This window comes from Aeromonas bivalvium (assembly GCF_046078285.1).
GTDB lineage: Bacteria > Pseudomonadota > Gammaproteobacteria > Enterobacterales > Aeromonadaceae > Aeromonas > Aeromonas bivalvium.
On record NZ_JBGXBV010000009.1, the window covers coordinates 1 to 17,660 of the forward strand.

The 17,660-nt window shown below is 55.3% G+C and carries 32 protein-coding genes; 2 read left to right on the forward strand and 30 right to left on the reverse strand.

Translation table 11 applies throughout. The features are described from left to right. Positions 1–206 (forward strand): hypothetical protein (locus ACEUCR_RS16780; protein ID WP_408791526.1); only part of this gene is annotated, 206 nt, incomplete at its 5' end. Between the two features lie 403 nt (positions 207–609). Here ACEUCR_RS16780 and rplQ read toward each other — a convergent pair. The 28 genes from rplQ to rpsJ form a co-directional block, all read right to left on the reverse strand. Next, positions 610–993, reverse strand: a complete 384-nt coding sequence (gene rplQ / locus ACEUCR_RS16785) for a 50S ribosomal protein L17 (protein ID WP_005307999.1) — start codon at positions 991–993, stop codon at positions 610–612. Positions 994–1,036: 43 nt separating this feature from the next. Next, positions 1,037–2,026, reverse strand: coding sequence for a DNA-directed RNA polymerase subunit alpha (locus ACEUCR_RS16790; RefSeq protein ID WP_005307997.1), 990 nt, complete (start codon positions 2,024–2,026; stop codon positions 1,037–1,039). A gap of 25 nt (positions 2,027–2,051) precedes the next feature. Then, the gene (rpsD, locus tag ACEUCR_RS16795) at positions 2,052–2,672 is read right to left on the reverse strand and encodes a 30S ribosomal protein S4 (protein ID WP_041999264.1); all 621 of its coding nucleotides are present in this window, start codon (positions 2,670–2,672) and stop codon (positions 2,052–2,054) included. A gap of 40 nt (positions 2,673–2,712) precedes the next feature. After that, positions 2,713–3,102, reverse strand: coding sequence for a 30S ribosomal protein S11 (rpsK, locus tag ACEUCR_RS16800; RefSeq protein ID WP_005319702.1), 390 nt, complete (start codon positions 3,100–3,102; stop codon positions 2,713–2,715). 14 nt (positions 3,103–3,116) lie between these two features. Next, positions 3,117–3,473, reverse strand: a complete 357-nt coding sequence (gene rpsM / locus ACEUCR_RS16805; RefSeq protein ID WP_005307991.1) for a 30S ribosomal protein S13 — start codon at positions 3,471–3,473, stop codon at positions 3,117–3,119. A 139-nt stretch (positions 3,474–3,612) separates the two neighbouring features. After that, on the reverse strand, positions 3,613–3,726 hold the full coding sequence (gene rpmJ / locus ACEUCR_RS16810) for a 50S ribosomal protein L36 (RefSeq protein WP_005319705.1): 114 nt from the start codon (positions 3,724–3,726) through the stop codon (positions 3,613–3,615). Positions 3,727–3,753: 27 nt separating this feature from the next. Continuing rightward, positions 3,754–5,082: a preprotein translocase subunit SecY gene (secY, locus tag ACEUCR_RS16815; protein WP_041999261.1), complete on the reverse strand. Its 1,329-nt coding sequence runs from the start codon at positions 5,080–5,082 to the stop codon at positions 3,754–3,756. Between the two features lie 8 nt (positions 5,083–5,090). Further along, on the reverse strand, positions 5,091–5,528 hold the full coding sequence (gene rplO / locus ACEUCR_RS16820; RefSeq protein ID WP_041999258.1) for a 50S ribosomal protein L15: 438 nt from the start codon (positions 5,526–5,528) through the stop codon (positions 5,091–5,093). 2 nt (positions 5,529–5,530) lie between these two features. After that, on the reverse strand, positions 5,531–5,710 hold the full coding sequence (rpmD, locus tag ACEUCR_RS16825) for a 50S ribosomal protein L30 (protein WP_005307985.1): 180 nt from the start codon (positions 5,708–5,710) through the stop codon (positions 5,531–5,533). Positions 5,711–5,716: 6 nt separating this feature from the next. Then, positions 5,717–6,217, reverse strand: a complete 501-nt coding sequence (gene rpsE / locus ACEUCR_RS16830) for a 30S ribosomal protein S5 (protein ID WP_041999255.1) — start codon at positions 6,215–6,217, stop codon at positions 5,717–5,719. Positions 6,218–6,231: 14 nt separating this feature from the next. Next, entirely contained in the window at positions 6,232–6,585 is a 354-nt protein-coding gene (rplR, locus tag ACEUCR_RS16835; protein WP_005890919.1) for a 50S ribosomal protein L18, read from the reverse strand. 9 nt (positions 6,586–6,594) lie between these two features. After that, positions 6,595–7,128 carry a 50S ribosomal protein L6 gene (gene rplF / locus ACEUCR_RS16840; protein WP_041999251.1) on the reverse strand — a complete coding sequence of 178 codons (534 nt, stop codon included), beginning with the start codon at positions 7,126–7,128 and terminating at the stop codon, positions 6,595–6,597. Between the two features lie 13 nt (positions 7,129–7,141). Continuing rightward, positions 7,142–7,534 (reverse strand): 30S ribosomal protein S8, encoded by a 393-nt coding sequence (gene rpsH / locus ACEUCR_RS16845; protein WP_041999248.1) that lies wholly within the window; start codon positions 7,532–7,534, stop codon positions 7,142–7,144. A gap of 21 nt (positions 7,535–7,555) precedes the next feature. Then, a complete protein-coding gene (gene rpsN, locus ACEUCR_RS16850) occupies positions 7,556–7,861 on the reverse strand; it encodes a 30S ribosomal protein S14 (protein WP_005319722.1) in 306 nt (101 codons plus the stop codon). A 10-nt stretch (positions 7,862–7,871) separates the two neighbouring features. Then, positions 7,872–8,411, reverse strand: coding sequence for a 50S ribosomal protein L5 (rplE, locus tag ACEUCR_RS16855; RefSeq protein WP_005331162.1), 540 nt, complete (start codon positions 8,409–8,411; stop codon positions 7,872–7,874). A gap of 13 nt (positions 8,412–8,424) precedes the next feature. Next, complete coding sequence (gene rplX, locus ACEUCR_RS16860) at positions 8,425–8,742, reverse strand: 50S ribosomal protein L24 (protein WP_041999241.1); 318 nt, start codon at positions 8,740–8,742, stop codon at positions 8,425–8,427. 11 nt (positions 8,743–8,753) lie between these two features. Further along, on the reverse strand, positions 8,754–9,122 hold the full coding sequence (gene rplN / locus ACEUCR_RS16865; protein ID WP_005307975.1) for a 50S ribosomal protein L14: 369 nt from the start codon (positions 9,120–9,122) through the stop codon (positions 8,754–8,756). A gap of 147 nt (positions 9,123–9,269) precedes the next feature. After that, complete coding sequence (gene rpsQ, locus ACEUCR_RS16870; RefSeq protein WP_005890905.1) at positions 9,270–9,518, reverse strand: 30S ribosomal protein S17; 249 nt, start codon at positions 9,516–9,518, stop codon at positions 9,270–9,272. Beyond that, positions 9,518–9,709: a 50S ribosomal protein L29 gene (gene rpmC, locus ACEUCR_RS16875; RefSeq protein WP_005307965.1), complete on the reverse strand. Its 192-nt coding sequence runs from the start codon at positions 9,707–9,709 to the stop codon at positions 9,518–9,520. The genes rpsQ and rpmC overlap by 1 nt, the downstream gene beginning before the upstream one ends. Next, the gene (gene rplP / locus ACEUCR_RS16880) at positions 9,709–10,122 is read right to left on the reverse strand and encodes a 50S ribosomal protein L16 (RefSeq protein ID WP_005307963.1); all 414 of its coding nucleotides are present in this window, start codon (positions 10,120–10,122) and stop codon (positions 9,709–9,711) included. The genes rpmC and rplP overlap by 1 nt, the downstream gene beginning before the upstream one ends. Positions 10,123–10,135: 13 nt before the next feature. Next, positions 10,136–10,849: a 30S ribosomal protein S3 gene (rpsC, locus tag ACEUCR_RS16885; protein ID WP_005331168.1), complete on the reverse strand. Its 714-nt coding sequence runs from the start codon at positions 10,847–10,849 to the stop codon at positions 10,136–10,138. A gap of 3 nt (positions 10,850–10,852) precedes the next feature. Beyond that, a complete protein-coding gene (rplV, locus tag ACEUCR_RS16890) occupies positions 10,853–11,197 on the reverse strand; it encodes a 50S ribosomal protein L22 (protein WP_041999233.1) in 345 nt (114 codons plus the stop codon). Positions 11,198–11,207: 10 nt separating this feature from the next. Beyond that, positions 11,208–11,486, reverse strand: a complete 279-nt coding sequence (gene rpsS / locus ACEUCR_RS16895; RefSeq protein ID WP_005307960.1) for a 30S ribosomal protein S19 — start codon at positions 11,484–11,486, stop codon at positions 11,208–11,210. Between the two features lie 22 nt (positions 11,487–11,508). Continuing rightward, positions 11,509–12,330: a 50S ribosomal protein L2 gene (rplB, locus tag ACEUCR_RS16900; protein WP_005340614.1), complete on the reverse strand. Its 822-nt coding sequence runs from the start codon at positions 12,328–12,330 to the stop codon at positions 11,509–11,511. A gap of 15 nt (positions 12,331–12,345) precedes the next feature. Then, positions 12,346–12,648: a 50S ribosomal protein L23 gene (gene rplW / locus ACEUCR_RS16905; RefSeq protein ID WP_005331199.1), complete on the reverse strand. Its 303-nt coding sequence runs from the start codon at positions 12,646–12,648 to the stop codon at positions 12,346–12,348. Further along, entirely contained in the window at positions 12,645–13,250 is a 606-nt protein-coding gene (gene rplD, locus ACEUCR_RS16910) for a 50S ribosomal protein L4 (RefSeq protein ID WP_041999227.1), read from the reverse strand. Before rplD ends, rplW begins: the two co-directional genes overlap by 4 nt. Before the next feature lie 17 nt (positions 13,251–13,267). Beyond that, on the reverse strand, positions 13,268–13,900 hold the full coding sequence (rplC, locus tag ACEUCR_RS16915) for a 50S ribosomal protein L3 (protein WP_041999225.1): 633 nt from the start codon (positions 13,898–13,900) through the stop codon (positions 13,268–13,270). Positions 13,901–13,922: 22 nt separating this feature from the next. Further along, positions 13,923–14,234 carry a 30S ribosomal protein S10 gene (gene rpsJ, locus ACEUCR_RS16920; protein WP_005307944.1) on the reverse strand — a complete coding sequence of 104 codons (312 nt, stop codon included), beginning with the start codon at positions 14,232–14,234 and terminating at the stop codon, positions 13,923–13,925. Between the two features lie 368 nt (positions 14,235–14,602). Between rpsJ and ACEUCR_RS16925 the strand changes: the two genes are divergently transcribed. Further along, positions 14,603–15,517 carry a DMT family transporter gene (locus ACEUCR_RS16925; RefSeq protein WP_041999221.1) on the forward strand — a complete coding sequence of 305 codons (915 nt, stop codon included), beginning with the start codon at positions 14,603–14,605 and terminating at the stop codon, positions 15,515–15,517. A gap of 101 nt (positions 15,518–15,618) precedes the next feature. Here ACEUCR_RS16925 and envZ read toward each other — a convergent pair whose 3' ends face one another. Beyond that, a complete protein-coding gene (gene envZ / locus ACEUCR_RS16930) occupies positions 15,619–16,926 on the reverse strand; it encodes a two-component system sensor histidine kinase EnvZ (protein ID WP_408791529.1) in 1,308 nt (435 codons plus the stop codon). Beyond that, positions 16,923–17,642, reverse strand: a complete 720-nt coding sequence (gene ompR / locus ACEUCR_RS16935) for an osmolarity response regulator transcription factor OmpR (protein ID WP_041999215.1) — start codon at positions 17,640–17,642, stop codon at positions 16,923–16,925. The genes envZ and ompR overlap by 4 nt, the downstream gene beginning before the upstream one ends. Positions 17,643–17,660 lie beyond the last annotated feature (18 nt).

Genomic DNA, 17,660 nt, shown 5'->3' on the forward strand with positions numbered 1-17,660 from the left:
AATTAATTTTGATGCTCGATGCTGTGAGTGCCCACACAGATTGCTTGATTCAAATTGTTAAAGAGCGACGCAGCTTTTGGCTGCTGCGGGAGTGGCATTCTACTCAACCGCCTTCTCGAGTCAAGCCTTATTTTCAAAGGCTTTTTCGAGGCACCGACCGGCTTGTCTGCGTTGCCGCTTGCCCTGTCGATGGAGGCGCATTATAGGGAGCAGAAACTTTCTGGCAAGCTCATTTTCGTAAAAAATGGCAATAAATCTTCAAAAATGGGCCTTTCTCTAGTTATTCATGTCCAAACACAGCTTTTTCACAAACTTATCCACAAAATAGTCCCGTGAGAGCAAACCCGACACTTTAGTCGTCTATCTTATTATTCATCATGACCAAAGACTTGGATACTAGGATGCTGGAAACAGGAATCTGACATTGGTGGGAACCTCGTTCCTATAACGAGTGTTGTATACGGGGGAGAAGGGACTATCAAGGCAGTTGAGGCAGTTGAGGCAGTTGAGGCAGTTGAGGCAGTTGAGGCAGTTGAGGCAGTTGAGGCAGTTGAGGCAGTATCAGAATCCATTAAGAGAAAAGCCGGGACAAGCCCGGCTTTTTCTTTATCACTCAGCAGCTGCTTCAGCAGCGGCCGGGCGGTCTACCAGCTCGATGTAAGCCATCGGAGCATTGTCGCCGGCACGGAAACCGCATTTCAGAATGCGAGTATAACCGCCGGCGCGCTCCAGGTAGCGCGGGCCCAGTTCATTGAACAGCTTAGCCACGATCGCGTTATCGCGAGTGCGGGCAAATGCCAGACGACGATTAGCAACGCTATCAGTCTTGGCAAGGGTGATCAGCGGTTCAACGACACGACGCAGCTCTTTTGCCTTAGGCAGAGTCGTCTTGATGATCTCATGACGAACCAGGGAGCTGGCCATGTTGCGGAACATAGCCTGACGGTGGCTGCTGTTCCGGTTCAGTTGACGACCACTCAAACGATGGCGCATGACCTTATCCTTCTAACTAAATCTGTGAAACCCGTAATCTGGATTACTCGTCAGCGATGCTGGCGGGCGGCCAGTTCTCAAGGCGCATGCCAAGAGACAGACCACGGGAGGCCAACACGTCCTTGATCTCAGTCAGGGACTTCTTACCAAGGTTGGGAGTCTTAAGCAGCTCAACCTCGGTACGCTGTACCAGATCACCAATATAGTGGATAGCTTCTGCCTTCAGACAGTTCGCAGAACGAACTGTCAGCTCCAAATCATCGACAGGACGCAGCAGGATCGGATCGAACTCGGGCTTCTCTTCTTTCTTCTCGGGCACGCTGACATCGCGCAGATCCACGAAGGCTTCCAGTTGCTCGGCCAGGATGGTGGCGGAACGACGGATGGCCTCTTCAGGATCCAGGGTACCATTGGTCTCCATGTCGATGACCAGCTTGTCCAAGTCGGTGCGCTGTTCCACACGTGCTGCCTCAACATTGTAGGCAATACGAACGATGGGGCTGAACGCGGAGTCCAGCAGCAGGCGACCTATCGGGCGCTCTTCATCATCGTTGTGAACACGAGCAGAAGCAGGCACATAACCACGACCGCGCTGAACTTTCAGACGCATGCTGATCTCAGCATTGGCGCCAGTCAGGTGGCAGATTACGTGCTCCGGGTTAACAATCTCGACTTCATCACCGTGAGTGATATCACCTGCGGTAACGGGGCCTGTTCCAGACTTGGTCAGGGACAGAGTTACCTCGTCCTTGCCTTCCAGCTTCACAGCGATACCTTTCAGGTTGAGCAGGATTTCAAGAATGTCTTCCTGTACACCTTCTTTGCTGCTGTACTCGTGCAGTACGCCGTCGATCTCGACTTCAGTGACTGCACAACCGGGCATAGATGACAGCAAAATACGACGCAGGGCATTACCCAGCGTGTGACCAAAACCACGCTCAAGCGGCTCAAGAGTCACTTTTGCGTGAGTCGGGCTAACTTGCTCGATGTCAACTAGCCGCGGCTTAAGAAAATCTGTTACAGAACCCAGCATTGTGTCCTCTCTTTAGAAGCTAGCTTTACTTGGAGTAAAGCTCGACGATCAGCTGTTCGTTAATGTCGGCAGACAGGTCAGAACGCTCCGGCAGGCGCTTGAAGGCACCTTCCATTTTAGCGGCATCAACCTCTACCCAAGTCGGCTTCTCGCGCTGACCAGCAACTTCCAGGGAAGCTTTGATACGCGCTTGCTTCTTAGCCTTCTCACGAACGCAGATCACGTCCTCAGGGGAAACCTGGAAAGAAGGAATGTTAACAACGCGACCGTTTACCAGGATAGCCTTATGGCTCACCAGCTGGCGAGACTCAGCGCGGGTAGCACCGAAGCCCATGCGATAAACGACGTTATCCAGACGACCTTCCAGCAGCTGCAACAGGTTTTCGCCGGTGTTGCCTTTTTGACGGGCAGCGTCACGGTAGTAGTTGCGGAACTGTTTTTCCAATACGCCGTAGATACGACGAACTTTTTGTTTCTCGCGCAGTTGCACGCCGTAGTCGGACAGACGCGCTTTACGCGCACCGTGTTGACCCGGAGCAGTGTCAATCTTGCACTTGGAATCTATCGCACGAACACCTGACTTCAGGAAGAGGTCGGTGCCCTCACGACGGCTAAGCTTAAGCTTAGGACCGATATATCTTGCCATCTTCTTTCTCCAACAATCCTAGACCAATAAGCTACCAGCGTTACACGCGGCGCTTCTTGGGAGGACGACAACCGTTGTGCGGGATCGGAGTCACATCAGTAATGTTAGTGATGCGGAAACCAGCCGCGTTCAGCGCGCGGATGGAGGACTCACGACCGGGACCCGGACCTTTAACCATGACTTCCAGGTTCTTCACGCCGTATTCTTTGGCGATCTCACCAGCACGCTCAGCAGCTACCTGGGCAGCAAACGGAGTGGACTTACGGGAACCACGGAAACCTGAACCACCGGAGGTAGCCCATGACAGAGCATTGCCCTGACGGTCAGTAATGGTCACGATTGTGTTGTTGAAAGATGCATGAACGTGCGCAATACCGTCGCTCACTTGCTTTTTAACGCGCTTGCGAGCACGAGTCGGAGTTTTAGCCATTTTCTACCTTCCCGTTACTTCTTGATAGCCTTGCGCGGACCCTTACGGGTACGAGCGTTGGTCTTGGTACGTTGACCACGAACAGGCAGGCTACGACGGTGACGCAAACCACGGTAGCAACCCAGATCCATCAAGCGTTTGATGTTCATGGAAATCTGACGACGCAGGTCACCTTCAACGGTGAATTTACCTACTTGTTCACGCAGACTCTCGATCTGAGCTTCGTCCAGGTCTTTAATTTTCACATTCTCAGCGATACCGGCTGCGGCACAGATGGCCTTGGAGCGGGTACGACCGACGCCATAAATCGCAGTCAAAGCAATGACTGCATGCTTATGGTCAGGAATGTTAATGCCAGCGATACGGGCCACTATTCACTCCTACATATAGTAGATTACGACCACCACAAAGCCCGTGAGCGGATACGTGGCGGTCAACCAATACACAACAAAAGTTGGCTGGCTATATTAGCCAGCACAACTATTTGTTGCAAGTACTAACCGTAAAAAATTAGCCTTGGCGCTGTTTATGCTTTGGCTCGCTGCAAATCACACGCACCACACCGTGACGCTTGATGATTTTGCAGTTACGGCAGATTGCCTTAACGGAAGCACGAACTTTCATTGCTTAACTCCGTAACTACGCCGACCTTTAGCGGCCGTAGCCCTTCAGGTTGGCCTTCCTCAGGACGTCGCCATATTGATGAGACATCATATGGGTTTGTACCTGAGCCATGAAGTCCATGATAACTACCACGATAATCAGCAGCGAGGTGCCACCGAAGTAGAACTGTACGTTCCAGGCAGTCATCAAGAACTGGGGTACCAGACAGATAAAGGTTATATAGAGCGCACCTGCCAATGTCAGGCGAGTCATAACCTTATCGATGTAACGTGCTGTCTGCTCGCCCGGGCGGATCCCCGGGATAAAGGCTCCACTCTTCTTCAAGTTGTCTGCCGTCTCGCGTGGATTGAACACCAGCGCGGTATAGAAGAAGCAGAAGAAGATAATGGCTGCTGCATACAGCATCTCATACAAGGGCTGACCCGGCTGCAGGACCATAGAGACCTGCTGCAGAATGTCGGCTACCTTGCCCTCCCCCTGACCAAACCAAGAGGTAATGGTCCCCGGGAAGAGGATGATGCTGGATGCGAAAATCGCAGGAATCACACCGGCCATATTCACTTTCAATGGCAGGTGCGTGCTTTGCGCTGCGAATACCTGGCGGCCTTGTTGACGCTTGGCATAGTTCACGACGATACGACGCTGACCACGCTCCACGAACACCACAAAGTAAGTCACTGCGAAAACAATCAAGCCCAGCAACAACAACAGCAGGATGTGCAATTCCCCTTGACGTGCCTGTTCGGCCGTAGCACCAATGGCATGAGGCAGCCCAGCAACGATCCCGGTGAAAATGATCAACGAGATGCCGTTACCGATACCACGCTCGGTAATCTGTTCACCCAACCACATCAAAAACATGGTACCGGTGACCAGACTCACAACCGCCGTGAAATAGAAGCCCAAACCCGGATGAGTCACGAGTCCTTGCATCATGTTCGGCAGACCGGTTGCGATACCAATGGCCTGGAAGGTTCCCAAAATCAATGTACCCCAACGGGTATACTGATTGATCTTGCGACGGCCGGATTCACCTTCTTTCTTGAGTTCAGCAAGAGCGGGATGAACCACGGTCAGTAACTGGATGATGATCGACGCCGAAATGTACGGCATGATCCCCAACGCAAGAATAGAAGCACGCGAGAGTGCACCACCACTGAACATGTTGAACATCTCAATGATGGTGCCCTTCTGTTGCTGGAACAACTCGGCCAGTACGGCGGCGTCAATACCAGGAATAGGCACATAAGAGCCTGCACGGAAAACGATAATCGCCCCGAGAACGAAGAGCAGACGGCTCTTCAGCTCACTCAGACCACCTTGCGCTTTAACATCCAATCCTGGTTTCTTAGCCATTGTACTGATTATTCCTCGATTTTACCGCCAGCGGCCTCGATGGCTGCACGTGCACCTTTGGTGACGGACAGACCACGAACGGTCACAGCACGGTCAATGTTGCCAGACAGAACAACTTTAGCGAACACGATGTTCTTGGTCAGAACGCCGGCTTGCTTCAGAGTGCTCACATCGACCACATCACCTTCTACCAGGGCGATTTCGTTCAGGCGCACTTCGGCAGAAACCAAAGATTTGCGAGAGAAGAAACCGAACTTCGGCAGACGGATTTTCAAAGGCATCTGGCCGCCTTCGAAACCGTTGCGGACTTTGCCGCCACCGGAACGAGAGGTTTGACCTTTCACACCACGACCACCAGTCTTGCCCAGACCAGAACCGATACCACGGCCCGGACGGTGCTTAACAGACTTGGAACCAGGGGCCGGAGACAGAGTGTTCAGACGCATGCTTAGCCCTCCACCTTAACCATGTAATAAACCTGGTTGATCATGCCGCGTACGCAGGGAGTATCCTCCAGCTCAACGGTGTGACCAATGCGACGCAGACCCAGACCACGCAGAGTCGCCTTGTGCTTTGGCAGACGGCCGATAGAGCTGCGAGTTTGAGTTACTTTTACAGTGTTAGCCATGTCGCATTACCCCAGAATTTCTTCAACGCGCAGACCACGCTTGGCAGCGATCTGAGCCGGGGATTGACCCTGAACCAGAGCGTCTACAGTTGCGCGAACAACGTTGATCGGGTTAGTGGAACCGTAGGTCTTGGCCAGCACGTTGTGGATACCAGCAACTTCCAGCACAGCACGCATGGCGCCGCCTGCAATGATACCAGTACCTTCAGAGGCCGGCTTCATGAACACGGTGGAACCGGAGTGAACGCCTTGCACCGGGTGGTGCAGGGTGCCGTTGTTCAGTTCGACCTTGTTCAGGTTACGCTTGGCCTGTTCCATCGCTTTTTGAATCGCGGCGGGAACTTCACGGGCCTTACCGTAACCGTAACCTACACGGCCGTTACCATCACCCACCACGGTCAACGCGGTGAAGGACATGATACGACCACCTTTAACAGTTTTCGAAACACGGTTTACTGCAATCAGCTTTTCTTGCAGTTCGCCGGCTTGAGATTCGACTTTAGCCATCTTCGACTCCTAGCTTAGAACTGAAGACCAGCGTCACGAGCAGCGGTAGCCAGAGCGGCAACACGACCGTGATACTTGAAACCGGAACGATCGAAAGATACGTTCTGAATGCCTTTGGCGATAGCACGCTCAGCGATAGCCTTACCGACTGCGGTAGCTGCATCAGCATTACCGGAGTACTTGATTGCTTCACTGATGGCTTTCTCTACTGTGGAAGCAGAGGCCAGAACTTCGGAACCGTTGGCTGCGATTACCTGCGCGTAGATATGACGCGGGGTACGGTGAACAACCAGACGGGTAGCTCCCAGTTCCTGCATCTTCTTCCGAGCACGAGTAGCACGACGGAGACGAGCTGCTTTCTTGTCCATAGTGTTACCTTACTTCTTCTTAGCTTCTTTAGTACGCACTTGCTCGTTGGCATAGCGTACACCCTTGCCCTTGTAGGGCTCCGGAGCGCGGTAAGCACGGATATCGGCGGCGACTTGGCCAACCAGCTGCTTGTCCACACCACGCAGAACGATCTCTGTAGCGGTCGGACATTCAGCGGTCACACCAGCCGGCAGCGCATGCTCAACCGGGTGAGAGAAGCCCAGTGCCAGCGCGACAGCATTGCCCTTGATGGAGGCTTTGTAACCTACACCAACCAGCTGCAGCTTACGCTCAAAGCCTTGGGTAACACCGATTACCATGTTGTTGACCAATGCACGGGCAGTACCGGCCTGAGCGTCGGCACCATTGGAGCCGTCGCGCGGGGCGAACTTCAGTACATTGTCTTCTTTGGTCACTTCTACACCGGCGTGAATAGAACGAACCAGGGAACCTTTACCACCTTTGATGGACAGTTCCTGACCGTTCAGAGTCACCTCTACGCCAGCAGGAATAGTGACGGGTGCCTTAGCAACACGAGACATTTCCTACCTCCTATTAAGCGACGTAGCAGATGATCTCACCGCCCATGCAAGCTTTACGAGCTGCACGGTCAGTCATCACACCTTTAGACGTGGACACGATAGCAACACCGAGACCGCCCATAACTTTCGGCAGATCAGTAGTGCGCTTGTAAATACGCAGGCCGGGACGGCTCACGCGTTGGATCAGTTCTACAACCGGCTTGCCCTGGAAATATTTCAGTTCAATTTCCAGTTCCGGCTTCACATCACCCGCTACGGAGTAGCCAGCGATGTAACCTTCTTCTTTCAGCACGTGGGCGATAGCCACTTTCAGCTTGGAAGAAGGCATGGAAACCGAAACTTTGCTCGCCGCTTGACCGTTACGGATGCGGGTCAGCATATCCGCGATCGGATCTTGCATGCTCATAAGTCTAACTCCCGAGATTCGTTACCAAGAAGCCTTCTTCAGGCCCGGAATTTCGCCCTTCATGGCATGCTCACGCACCTTGATGCGAGACAGGCCAAACTTGCGCAGGAAACCGTGCGGACGACCAGTAATATTGCAACGGTTACGCTGGCGGGACGGACTGGAATCACGGGGCAGCTGTTGCAGTTGCAGGACAGCATCCCAACGCGCTTCTTCAGAAGCGTTCATATCAACGATGATAGCTTTCAGCTCGGTTCGCTTGGTCGCGAACTTGGCTACCAGCTTCGCACGCTTTGCTTCACGTGCTTTCATGGATGTTTTAGCCATAACCCTAACCTTACTTGCGGAATGGGAAGTTAAAGGCAGCCAGCAGAGCACGGCCTTCTTCATCGGTATTCGCGGAAGTGGTGATGGTGATATCCAGACCACGGACGCGATCGACTTTGTCATAGTCGATTTCCGGGAAGATGATTTGCTCACGCACGCCCATGGAGTAGTTACCACGACCGTCGAACGCTTTAGCGTTCAGGCCACGGAAGTCACGGATACGCGGTACGGAGATGCAAATCAGCCGTTCCAGGAACTCCCACATACGCTCGCCACGCAGGGTTACTTTACAACCTATCGGGTAGCCTTCACGAATCTTGAAGCCCGCAACAGATTTGCGAGCTTTGGTGATCAGCGGCTTCTGACCGGAAATGGCAGCCATATCGGCAGCAGCATTTTCCAGCAACTTCTTGTCAGAGATCGCTTCACCAACACCCATGTTCAGGGTGATTTTCTCGATCCGAGGGACTTGCATGATAGTCTTGTAACCGAACTGCTTTGACAGTTCATTTACTACATCGGATTTGTAGTAATCATGCAGTTTCGCCATCGTTAAACTCCAATTACTTCACAAGTTCGCCGGTGGATTTGAAGAAACGAACTTTTTTGCCGTCTTCAATCCGGAAACCAACGCGATCAGCCTTGCCAGTGGCAGAGTTGAACAGCGCTACGTTTGAAACATCGAGGGGGGCTTCTTTGGTGACGATACCGCCAGCCTGACCCAGTGCGGGTACCGGCTTCTGGTGTTTCTTCACCTGGTTGATGCCTTCCACGATTACCTTACCCTTGGCAATCAGAACTTGAGTGACTTTGCCACGCTTGCCCTTGTCTTTGCCGGTAAGAACAATCACTTCGTCTTCGCGACGGATTTTAGCTGCCATCGTTCGACTCCTTACAGTACTTCGGGTGCCAGGGACACAATCTTCATGAACTTCTCATTACGCAGTTCACGGGTCACCGGGCCAAAAATACGAGTACCGATTGGCTGTTGGTTGTTGTTAAGCAACACAGCCGCATTGTTGTCGAAACGGATGACTGAGCCGTCCGGACGACGAACGCCTTTACGGGTGCGTACGACCACCGCGTTATACACATCACCTTTCTTCACTTTACCGCGAGGAATGGCTTCCTTGATGGAAACCTTGATGATGTCGCCGATGCCGGCGTAACGGCGGTGCGAGCCACCCAGAACCTTAATACACATTACACTGCGAGCGCCGGAGTTGTCGGCTACACCCAGCATACTTTGCATCTGGATCATTTTAGTGCTCCGCTTTGTTTACTTCTTATCCCTCTCGGGATCTGGCTGCCTTCAAAAGGCGCGAAACTATAACACAGGAAAATTGGAAAAGGTAGCCTAAAAAACAAACGGCCCCCAAAGGGGGCCGTTTGGGCTATAAAGGACCGATTAGGCCTTTTCCAGGATCCCGACCAGGGTCCAAGACTTGGTCTTGGACAGCGGACGGCACTCGCGGATTTCCACGAGGTCGCCAGCTTTACACTCGTTGGTCTCATCGTGTACGTGCAGCTTGGTAGTGCGCTTGATGATCTTACCGTAGATCGGGTGCTTTACCTTGCGCTCGATAGCGACGGTGATGGATTTGTCCATCTTGTCGCTAATGACACGACCTTGCAGAGTACGGATTTTGTCAGTCATTACGCACCTGCCTTCTCAGTCAGTACAGTCTTGATACGTGCGACGTCACGACGCACTTGTTTCAGAGTGTGAGTCTGAGCCAGTTGGCCGGTGGACGCTTGCATGCGCATGTTGAATTGCTCACGCAGCAGGCCCAGCAGCTCCTGGTTCAGTTCTTCGACGCTCTTTTGACGCAGATCTTGAGCTTTCATCACATCACCGTCTTGATTACGAAAGTGGTCTGAACGGACAGCTTAGCAGCGGCCAGGGCGAATGCTTCACGGGCCAGAGCCTCGGGAACACCGTCCATCTCGTACAGAACCTTGCCAGGTTGGATCGGGCATACCCAGTATTCGACGTTACCCTTACCTTTACCCATACGAACTTCGAGGGGCTTTTCGGTAATCGGCTTGTCCGGGAATACACGGATCCAGATTTTACCCTGACGCTTGACGTGACGGGTCATGGCACGACGGGCTGCTTCGATTTGACGAGCAGTCAGCTGGCCACGGGATGTCGCCTTCAGGCCAAAGGTACCGAAGGATACTTCGTTACCAGAGTTGGCCAGACCGCGGTTACGACCCTTATGGGTCTTGCGGAATTTAGTACGCTTAGGTTGCAACATTTACCGAATCTCCTTACTTAGCAGCGCGGCGCTTGTTGTCACGCTTGGGCTTTGCAGGAGCTTGCTCTTGAGCAGCGGCAGCGTTAACAGCAGCCAGACCGCCCAGAACTTCGCCCTTGAAGATCCAAACTTTGACGCCGATCACACCGTAAGTGGTGTGGGCTTCAGAAGTTGCGTAGTCGATGTCGGCACGCAGGGTATGCAAAGGCACACGACCTTCACGGTACCATTCGGTACGCGCGATTTCAGCGCCGCCCAGACGACCGGACACTTCCACTTTGATGCCCTTGGCACCCAGGCGCATGGCGTTCTGTACGGCGCGCTTCATGGCGCGACGGAACATTACGCGACGTTCCAGCTGGGAAGTGATGCTGTCGGCAACGAGTTTGCCATCCAGCTCCGGCTTGCGGACTTCGGAAATGTTGATCTGAGCAGGCACGCCAGCGATAGCGGCGACAGCTTTGCGCAGTTTCTCAACGTCTTCGCCTTTCTTGCCGATCACGACACCCGGACGAGCGGTGTGAATGGTCACACGGATGCTCTTGGCCGGACGCTCGATGGTGATCTTGGACAAGGAAGCGTTTTTCAGCTCCTTGGTCAGGAACTGGCGTACTTGAAAATCGCTGTACAGGTTGTCAGCGAAGTCTTTGGTGTTCGCGAACCAGGTAGAATTCCAAGGCTTGGTAATACCCAGGCGAATGCCATTAGGATGTACTTTCTGACCCATTGCTTATCTCCCAGCCTTAGCGTCGGATACCACCACAGTGATGTGAGCGGTACGCTTGAGGATACGATCCGCGCGACCTTTGGCGCGAGGACGGATACGCTTCATGGAGGGACCTTCGTCGACCATGATAGTAGCAATACGCAGGGCGTCGATGTCGGCGCCTTCGTTGTGCTCAGCGTTTGCAATGGCAGATTCCAGCACTTTCTTAACCAGAGCAGCAGCCTTTTTCGGGCTGAAGGTCAGGATATTCAGAGCCTTGTCTACGGACAGACCACGTACTTGATCGGCTACCAGACGAGCTTTCTGGGCAGAAGTACGGGCATAACGGTGTTTAGCGATAGCTTCCATCATTTATCCCTTAGCGCTTCTTAGCCTTCTTATCAGCAGCATGGCCGCGATAAGTACGAGTCGGTGCGAATTCACCCAGTTTGTGACCGATCATTTCTTCGGTAACGAAAACCGGAACGTGCTGACGACCATTATGGACAGCGATGGTCAAACCGATCATGTTCGGGATGATCATTGAACGACGGGACCAGGTTTTAACCGGCTTTTTATCCCCGCTTTCCACCGCTTTCTCTACCTTCTTCAGCAAGTGCAGGTCAATAAATGGACCCTTCTTGAGAGAACGTGGCATGGTGATTCCTCTATGTTAACAATTACTTGTTACGACGACGTACGATGTACTTGTCGGTACGCTTGTTCTTACGGGTCTTGAAGCCTTTAGCCTTCTGGCCCCATGGGGACACAGGCTGCATGCCCTTGTTACGACCCTCACCACCACCGTGCGGGTGGTCGACCGGGTTCATCGCCATACCGCGAACGGTCGGACGAATACCACGCCAGCGGTTGGCACCGGCTTTACCCAGTTGACGCAACATGTGCTCGGAGTTACCGACTTCACCGATGGTGGCACGGCACTCGGCCAGAACTTTACGTACTTCGCCGGAACGCAGACGCAGAGTTACATAGTTACCTTCACGAGCCAGGATCTGGATGAAAGTACCAGCGGAACGAGCCAGCTGGGCACCTTTACCAGGTTTCATCTCGACGGCGTGAACGGTAGAACCAACCGGGATGTTGCGCATCGGCAGGGCGTTGCCCACCTTGATGGCAGCATCAGCACCAGAAGCGATCGCGTCACCAGCTTTCAGGCCTTTCGGAGCCAGGATGTAACGACGCTCACCGTCTGCATACAGCACCAAGGCGATGTTTGCGGTACGGTTAGGATCGTATTCCAGGCGCTCTACTTTAGCCGGGATACCGTCTTTGTCGCGTTTGAAGTCGACGATACGGTAGTGCTGCTTGTGACCACCACCGATGTGACGAGTGGTGATGCGGCCGTTGTTGTTACGACCACCGGACTTGCTTTTGCTGTCCAGCAGAGCGGCGAAGGGCTTGCCCTTGTACAGCTCTTGGTTGACGATCTTGACGACGTGGCGGCGGCCCGGAGAAGTAGGCTTGCACTTAACGATTGCCATTTTTGAGAACTCCTCTTACTCGGCTGCGCCCATGAAGTCGATGTCCTGACCTGCTTTCAGGGTCACATAAGCCTTTTTCCAATCGGAACGACGGCCTACACGCGCACCTGAGCGCTTGGTTTTACCCTTCATGTTCAGGGTACGGACGGTCTCAACTTCGACCTCGAACAGTTTTGCAACTGCAGCTTTGACTTCCGCCTTGGTGGCATCGACAGCAACTTTGAACACGATAGTGTTCTGCTTCTCGGCGACCATGGTGCTCTTTTCAGAGATATGCGGAGCCTTCAGAACTTTCAACAGACGCTCTTCGCGGATCATGCCAGCATCTCCTCGATTTGCTTAACTGCGTCAGCAGTCATCAGAACCTTGTCGAAAGCGATCAGGCTGACCGGGTCGATACCGGCTACGTCACGCACGTCGACCTTGTACAGGTTGCGAGCAGCCAGGAACAGGTTCTCATCGACTTCAGCAGTCACGATCAGAACGTCGTTCAGTTCCATTTCTTTCAGCTTGGCGATCAGTTCTTTGGTCTTCGGCGCTTCGATGCCGAATTTCTCAACAACGATCAGGCGCTCTTGACGTACCAGCTCGGACAGGATGCTACGGATAGCGCCGCGGTACATCTTCTTGTTTACTTTCTGGCTGTGATCTTGCGGCTTAGCAGCAAAAGTCACACCACCGGAACGCCAAATGGGCGAACGGATGGAGCCAGCACGGGCACGACCAGTACCCTTCTGACGCCACGGCTTTTTGCCGCCACCAGACACTTCAGAGCGAGTCAGCTGCGCACGAGTACCCTGACGGGCACCAGCGGCATATGCAACGACGACCTGGTGAACCAGAGCTTCGTTGAATTCGCGCCCGAAGGTAGTCTCGGAAACTTCAAGAGCGCTCTTGGCGTCTTTCATTACCAATTCCATTACTATCTCCTCAGACGTTACGCTTTGACGGCAGGTTTGACGATCACGTTGCCGTTGGTTGCACCCGGTACTGCGCCTTTGATGAGCAGCAGGTTGCGTTCAGCGTCAACACGAACCAGTTCCAGGTTCTGAGTCGTTACACGCTCAGCACCCATGTGACCAGCCATCTTTTTGCCCTTGAATACACGGCCCGGGGTCTGGTTTTGACCGATGGAGCCAGGTACACGGTGGGACAGGGAGTTACCGTGGGTCATATCCTGGGTGCGGAAGTTGTGGCGCTTAACAGTACCAGCAAAGCCTTTACCCTTGGATGTGCCGGTAACGTCTACCAGCTTAACGTCAGCGAGAAGATCTACTTTCAGCTCGCTACCAACAGTGAAAGCTTCACCGTTGTTCAGGCGGAATTCCCACAGACCGCGACCGGCTTCAACACCAGCTTTGGCGAAGTGGCCAGCTTCCGGCTTGGTCACACGGCTGGCTTTCTTGGCGCCAGTGGTAACCTGAATAGCGTTGTAGCCGTCGGTTTCTACAGATTTGACCTGAGTTACACGGTTAGCTTCAACTTCGATAACAGTCACCGGGATAGAAACGCCATCTTCAGTGAAGATGCGAGTCATACCCACTTTGCGACCTACAAGACCGATTGTCATTGTTATCAACCTCTTTCCGTAATTAACCCAGGCTGATCTGGACGTCTACACCAGCTGCCAGATCCAGACGCATCAGGGCGTCTACGGTCTTGTCAGTCGGCTCAACGATGTCTACCAGACGCTTGTGAGTGCGGATCTCGTACTGATCACGCGCATCTTTGTTGACGTGCGGGGAGATCAGGACGGTGAAGCGCTCTTTGCGAGTCGGCAGCGGAATAGGACCGCGAACCTGCGCGCCGGTGCGCTTTGCAGTTTCAACGATTTCCGCAGTGGATTGATCGATCAGGCGATGATCAAAAGCCTTCAGGCGGATACGGATTCTTTGGTTCTGCATTGACAGAGCTCCAATAGAGAAAAGAACATAAATCAACACCGCCCAACCAGGACTAATCCTGCCGGAGGTGCGATTTTTCACGTTTCTCCCCATATCGGGGAGACTGTATGGCCGGTCTTTCGCAAGCGAATCGACGCGGCAGCAGACATATCGTCTGGCTTACCTGATGGGTAAGCGGAGGGGATTATACGGATATTTTCAATGGGCGCAAGCCATGAGGCCTGGATAGTGCGCATTTTTTATCCTCCGCAGGACTCGGCTCCCCGAGGGGGTACCATCCCCCCGTTGCTCGGCGACAGCGCGATGGCAAGGCTGATAGACTGCGAAACCAATTTGTTCCCGTAACCTGCCCCCCAAGGAGATGCAGCATGGTGAAGAGTCAGCGGAAAGCCTATCAGTACGGCCTGTGCGCCGTTGCACTCTGGTCGACGGTGGCCACTGCCTTCAAGATCTCCCTGCGCTACTTCGAGCCGGTGCAGTTGCTGCTGGTCGCCGCCCTCACCTCGACCCTGGCCCTCGGCGCCCTGGTGATCAGGCAGGGCAAGCTGCCACTGCTAGCCCAGTACCTCAAGCAGCGCCCGCTTTACTACCTGGCCCTGGGCGCCCTCAACCCCTTCCTCTATTACCTGCTGCTGTTCAAGGCCTATGACCTGCTGCCGGCGCAGCAGGCGCAGACCCTCAACTACACCTGGGCCATCAGCCTGAGTCTGCTGGCCGTGCCCTTCCTCGGCCAGAAGCTGCGTCGCCGGGACGGGGTGGCCATCCTGCTCGGCTACTTCGGCGCCCTGGTGATCGCCACCCGGGGAGATCTGCTCGCTCTGCAATTTGACAGTCCCCTCGGCGTCGGGCTGGCGCTGCTCTCGACGCTGATCTGGGCCGGTTACTGGATCCTCAACACCCGCAATCAGGGGGACCCCATCGTCAGCCTGCTGCTCGGTTTTCTGCTCAGCCTGCCCCTCATCCTGGTGGCCACCTGGTGGCTGGCCGATTTTCACATGACGGCCTGGCAAGGGTGGGCCGGTGCCATCTATGTGGGCCTGTTCGAGATGGGATTCGGCTTCGTACTGTGGCTGATGGCCATGCGCAGCGCCACCGATACGGCGCCGCTCAGCAACCTCATCTTCATCTCGCCCTTTGCCTCCCTGATATTGCTCAACCTGCTCATCGGCGAGGAGATCCACCTCGCCACCCCCATAGGCCTGAGCCTGATCATCGCGGCCCTGCTGGTGCAACAGCTCAAATATGGCAAGCGCTATCGGCGCCAGGCGGCCCCAGAGCGTTGAGGAGAACCGCAGATAACACAGAGGGAGCCCATGGCTCCCTCTGTGTTATCTGGGTCATTCGTGCATCAGGCTTGCGGCTCGGTCGATACGAGGCCAAGCGCTCAGTCGGTCCACTCCAGGGGTTGCTGCCTGGGCAGACGGATCTCCACCAGCAGGCCGCCCCACTCCGAGACGCCCAGTCTGAGGGTGCCATGGTGCTGGGCCACTATCTTGGCGACGATGGCGAGCCCCAACCCGCTGCCCCCGCCGGTACGGGCCTGATTGCCCTGGGTGAAGGGCCTGAGTACCCGCTGATGATCCGCCTCCGGTATCCCAGGGCCATCGTCGGCCAGCCGCAGCCGGACCCAGTGACCGTCATCCCTCAGCTCGGCTTGCAGCCTGCCGGCACCATAGCGTTCGGCATTGCTGCACAGGTTGTTGAGCACCCGTCGCATGCCCAGGGGGTGACACTCCACCAGCACGGCCTCGGTCGGCAGGGCCAGCTCCAGCTCCAGGCCCTGCTCCCCTTGCAGCAGCAACACGTCGTGGATCAGCCGGGTCAGATCCGTGGGGCGGGTTTCGATGCTGCCGGCCGGCCTGATGTAGTCGATGAACTGATCTATGATGGCGTTGGTTTCATCTATGTCGGCGTTGATGCTCTCCTTGAGCCCCTCTTCCCGGGACGACATCATCTCGGTCGCCAGCCGAATGCGGGTCAAGGGGGTACGCAGGTCGTGGGAGACCCCGGCCATCATCAGGTTGCGCTCCTCGATCAGCTCCTTGATGGAACGGGACATGTGGTTGAAGCTGCGAGTCAGGCGCCGCAGCTCCCTTGAGCCCTGCTCGCCCAGGGCATCGGGGAACTGGCCCCTGGCCACGGCGACGGCCCCCGCTTCCAGCTCTTCCAGGGGGCGCATCAGCTGGCGGGCAAAGAACCAGGCGGCAAACAGTATCATGGCCAGCAGCACCGTCAGGTAGTAGATGAGCGGCTGGATATCGTCATCGTCGATCTCGGTAAGCGGCACCCGCAACCAGACATCCCTGGCCTGGGGTGGCTGGACCCAGATGATGTAGTGATCCCGGATCTCCACCCGCACCCTGGCGGGCCCGCCCAGTTCATGACTGATCCCCTCCTCCAGGAAGGCATAGTGCTTGGCCGCCGCCAGGCCGTGCTGCTCGGCCTCGTCCTGGTGATAGATGTCGATGCCGGTCGCCTGATAGACCAGAAGCTGGGCATCCTCGGGCATGCCCCCCTCGCGCCCTGCCGGGAAGATGAGCTTGACCTGGTTGGCCAGCAGATGGCTGATCTGTTTGACCGTGGGCTCCAGCAGGTAGTTGTAGAAGGCGAGGTAGGAGACCAGCTGATAGACCACCAGCACGGAAGCCAGGAACCAGAGGGTGCGAGAGAACATGCTGGTCGCACGCCTCATCGGCTGCCCCCGTCCGGCACAAACACATAACCCAGGCCCCACACGGTCTGCAGGTATCTGGGCTGGGCGGGATCCTGCTCCAGCAGGCGACGCAGGCGCGACACCTGCACGTCTATGCTGCGCTCGGTGGCCGTGTACTCGCGGCCACGGGCCAGGTTCATCAGCTTGTCCCGGGAGAGGGGCTCGCGGGGATGACTGACCAGCACCTTGAGCACGGCGAATTCACCGCTGGTCAAGGCAACCGGCTCGCCATCACGGCTCAGCTCGCGGGTCGCCAGGTTGAGTTGATAGGCACCGAAACTCACCATTTTCTCTGCCGCGGAAGGGGCGCCGGGGAGCTCGACGGTATGACGGCGCAGCACGGCGCGGATGCGGGCCAGCAGCTCGCGGGGGTTGAACGGCTTGGGCAGATAGTCATCCGCCCCCATCTCGAGGCCGACGATACGATCCACCTCGTCCCCCTTGGCGGTGAGCATCAGCACCGGGATCGGGTTGCCCGCCTCGCGCAGGCGGCGGCAGATGGAGAGGCCATCCTCCCCCGGCAACATGAGATCGAGCACCATCAGGCTGAAGTTTTCCCGCGCCAGCAGGCGATCGGCCTGCTCGCCATTGGCGACCCCGCGCACCCCGAATCCCTGCTCGCTCAGATAGCGCTCCAGCAGGGCCCTCAGCTTGAGGTCGTCATCGACCACCAGCACCTTGTATGGCTGACTCATCTTGCCTCTCCTTACCCA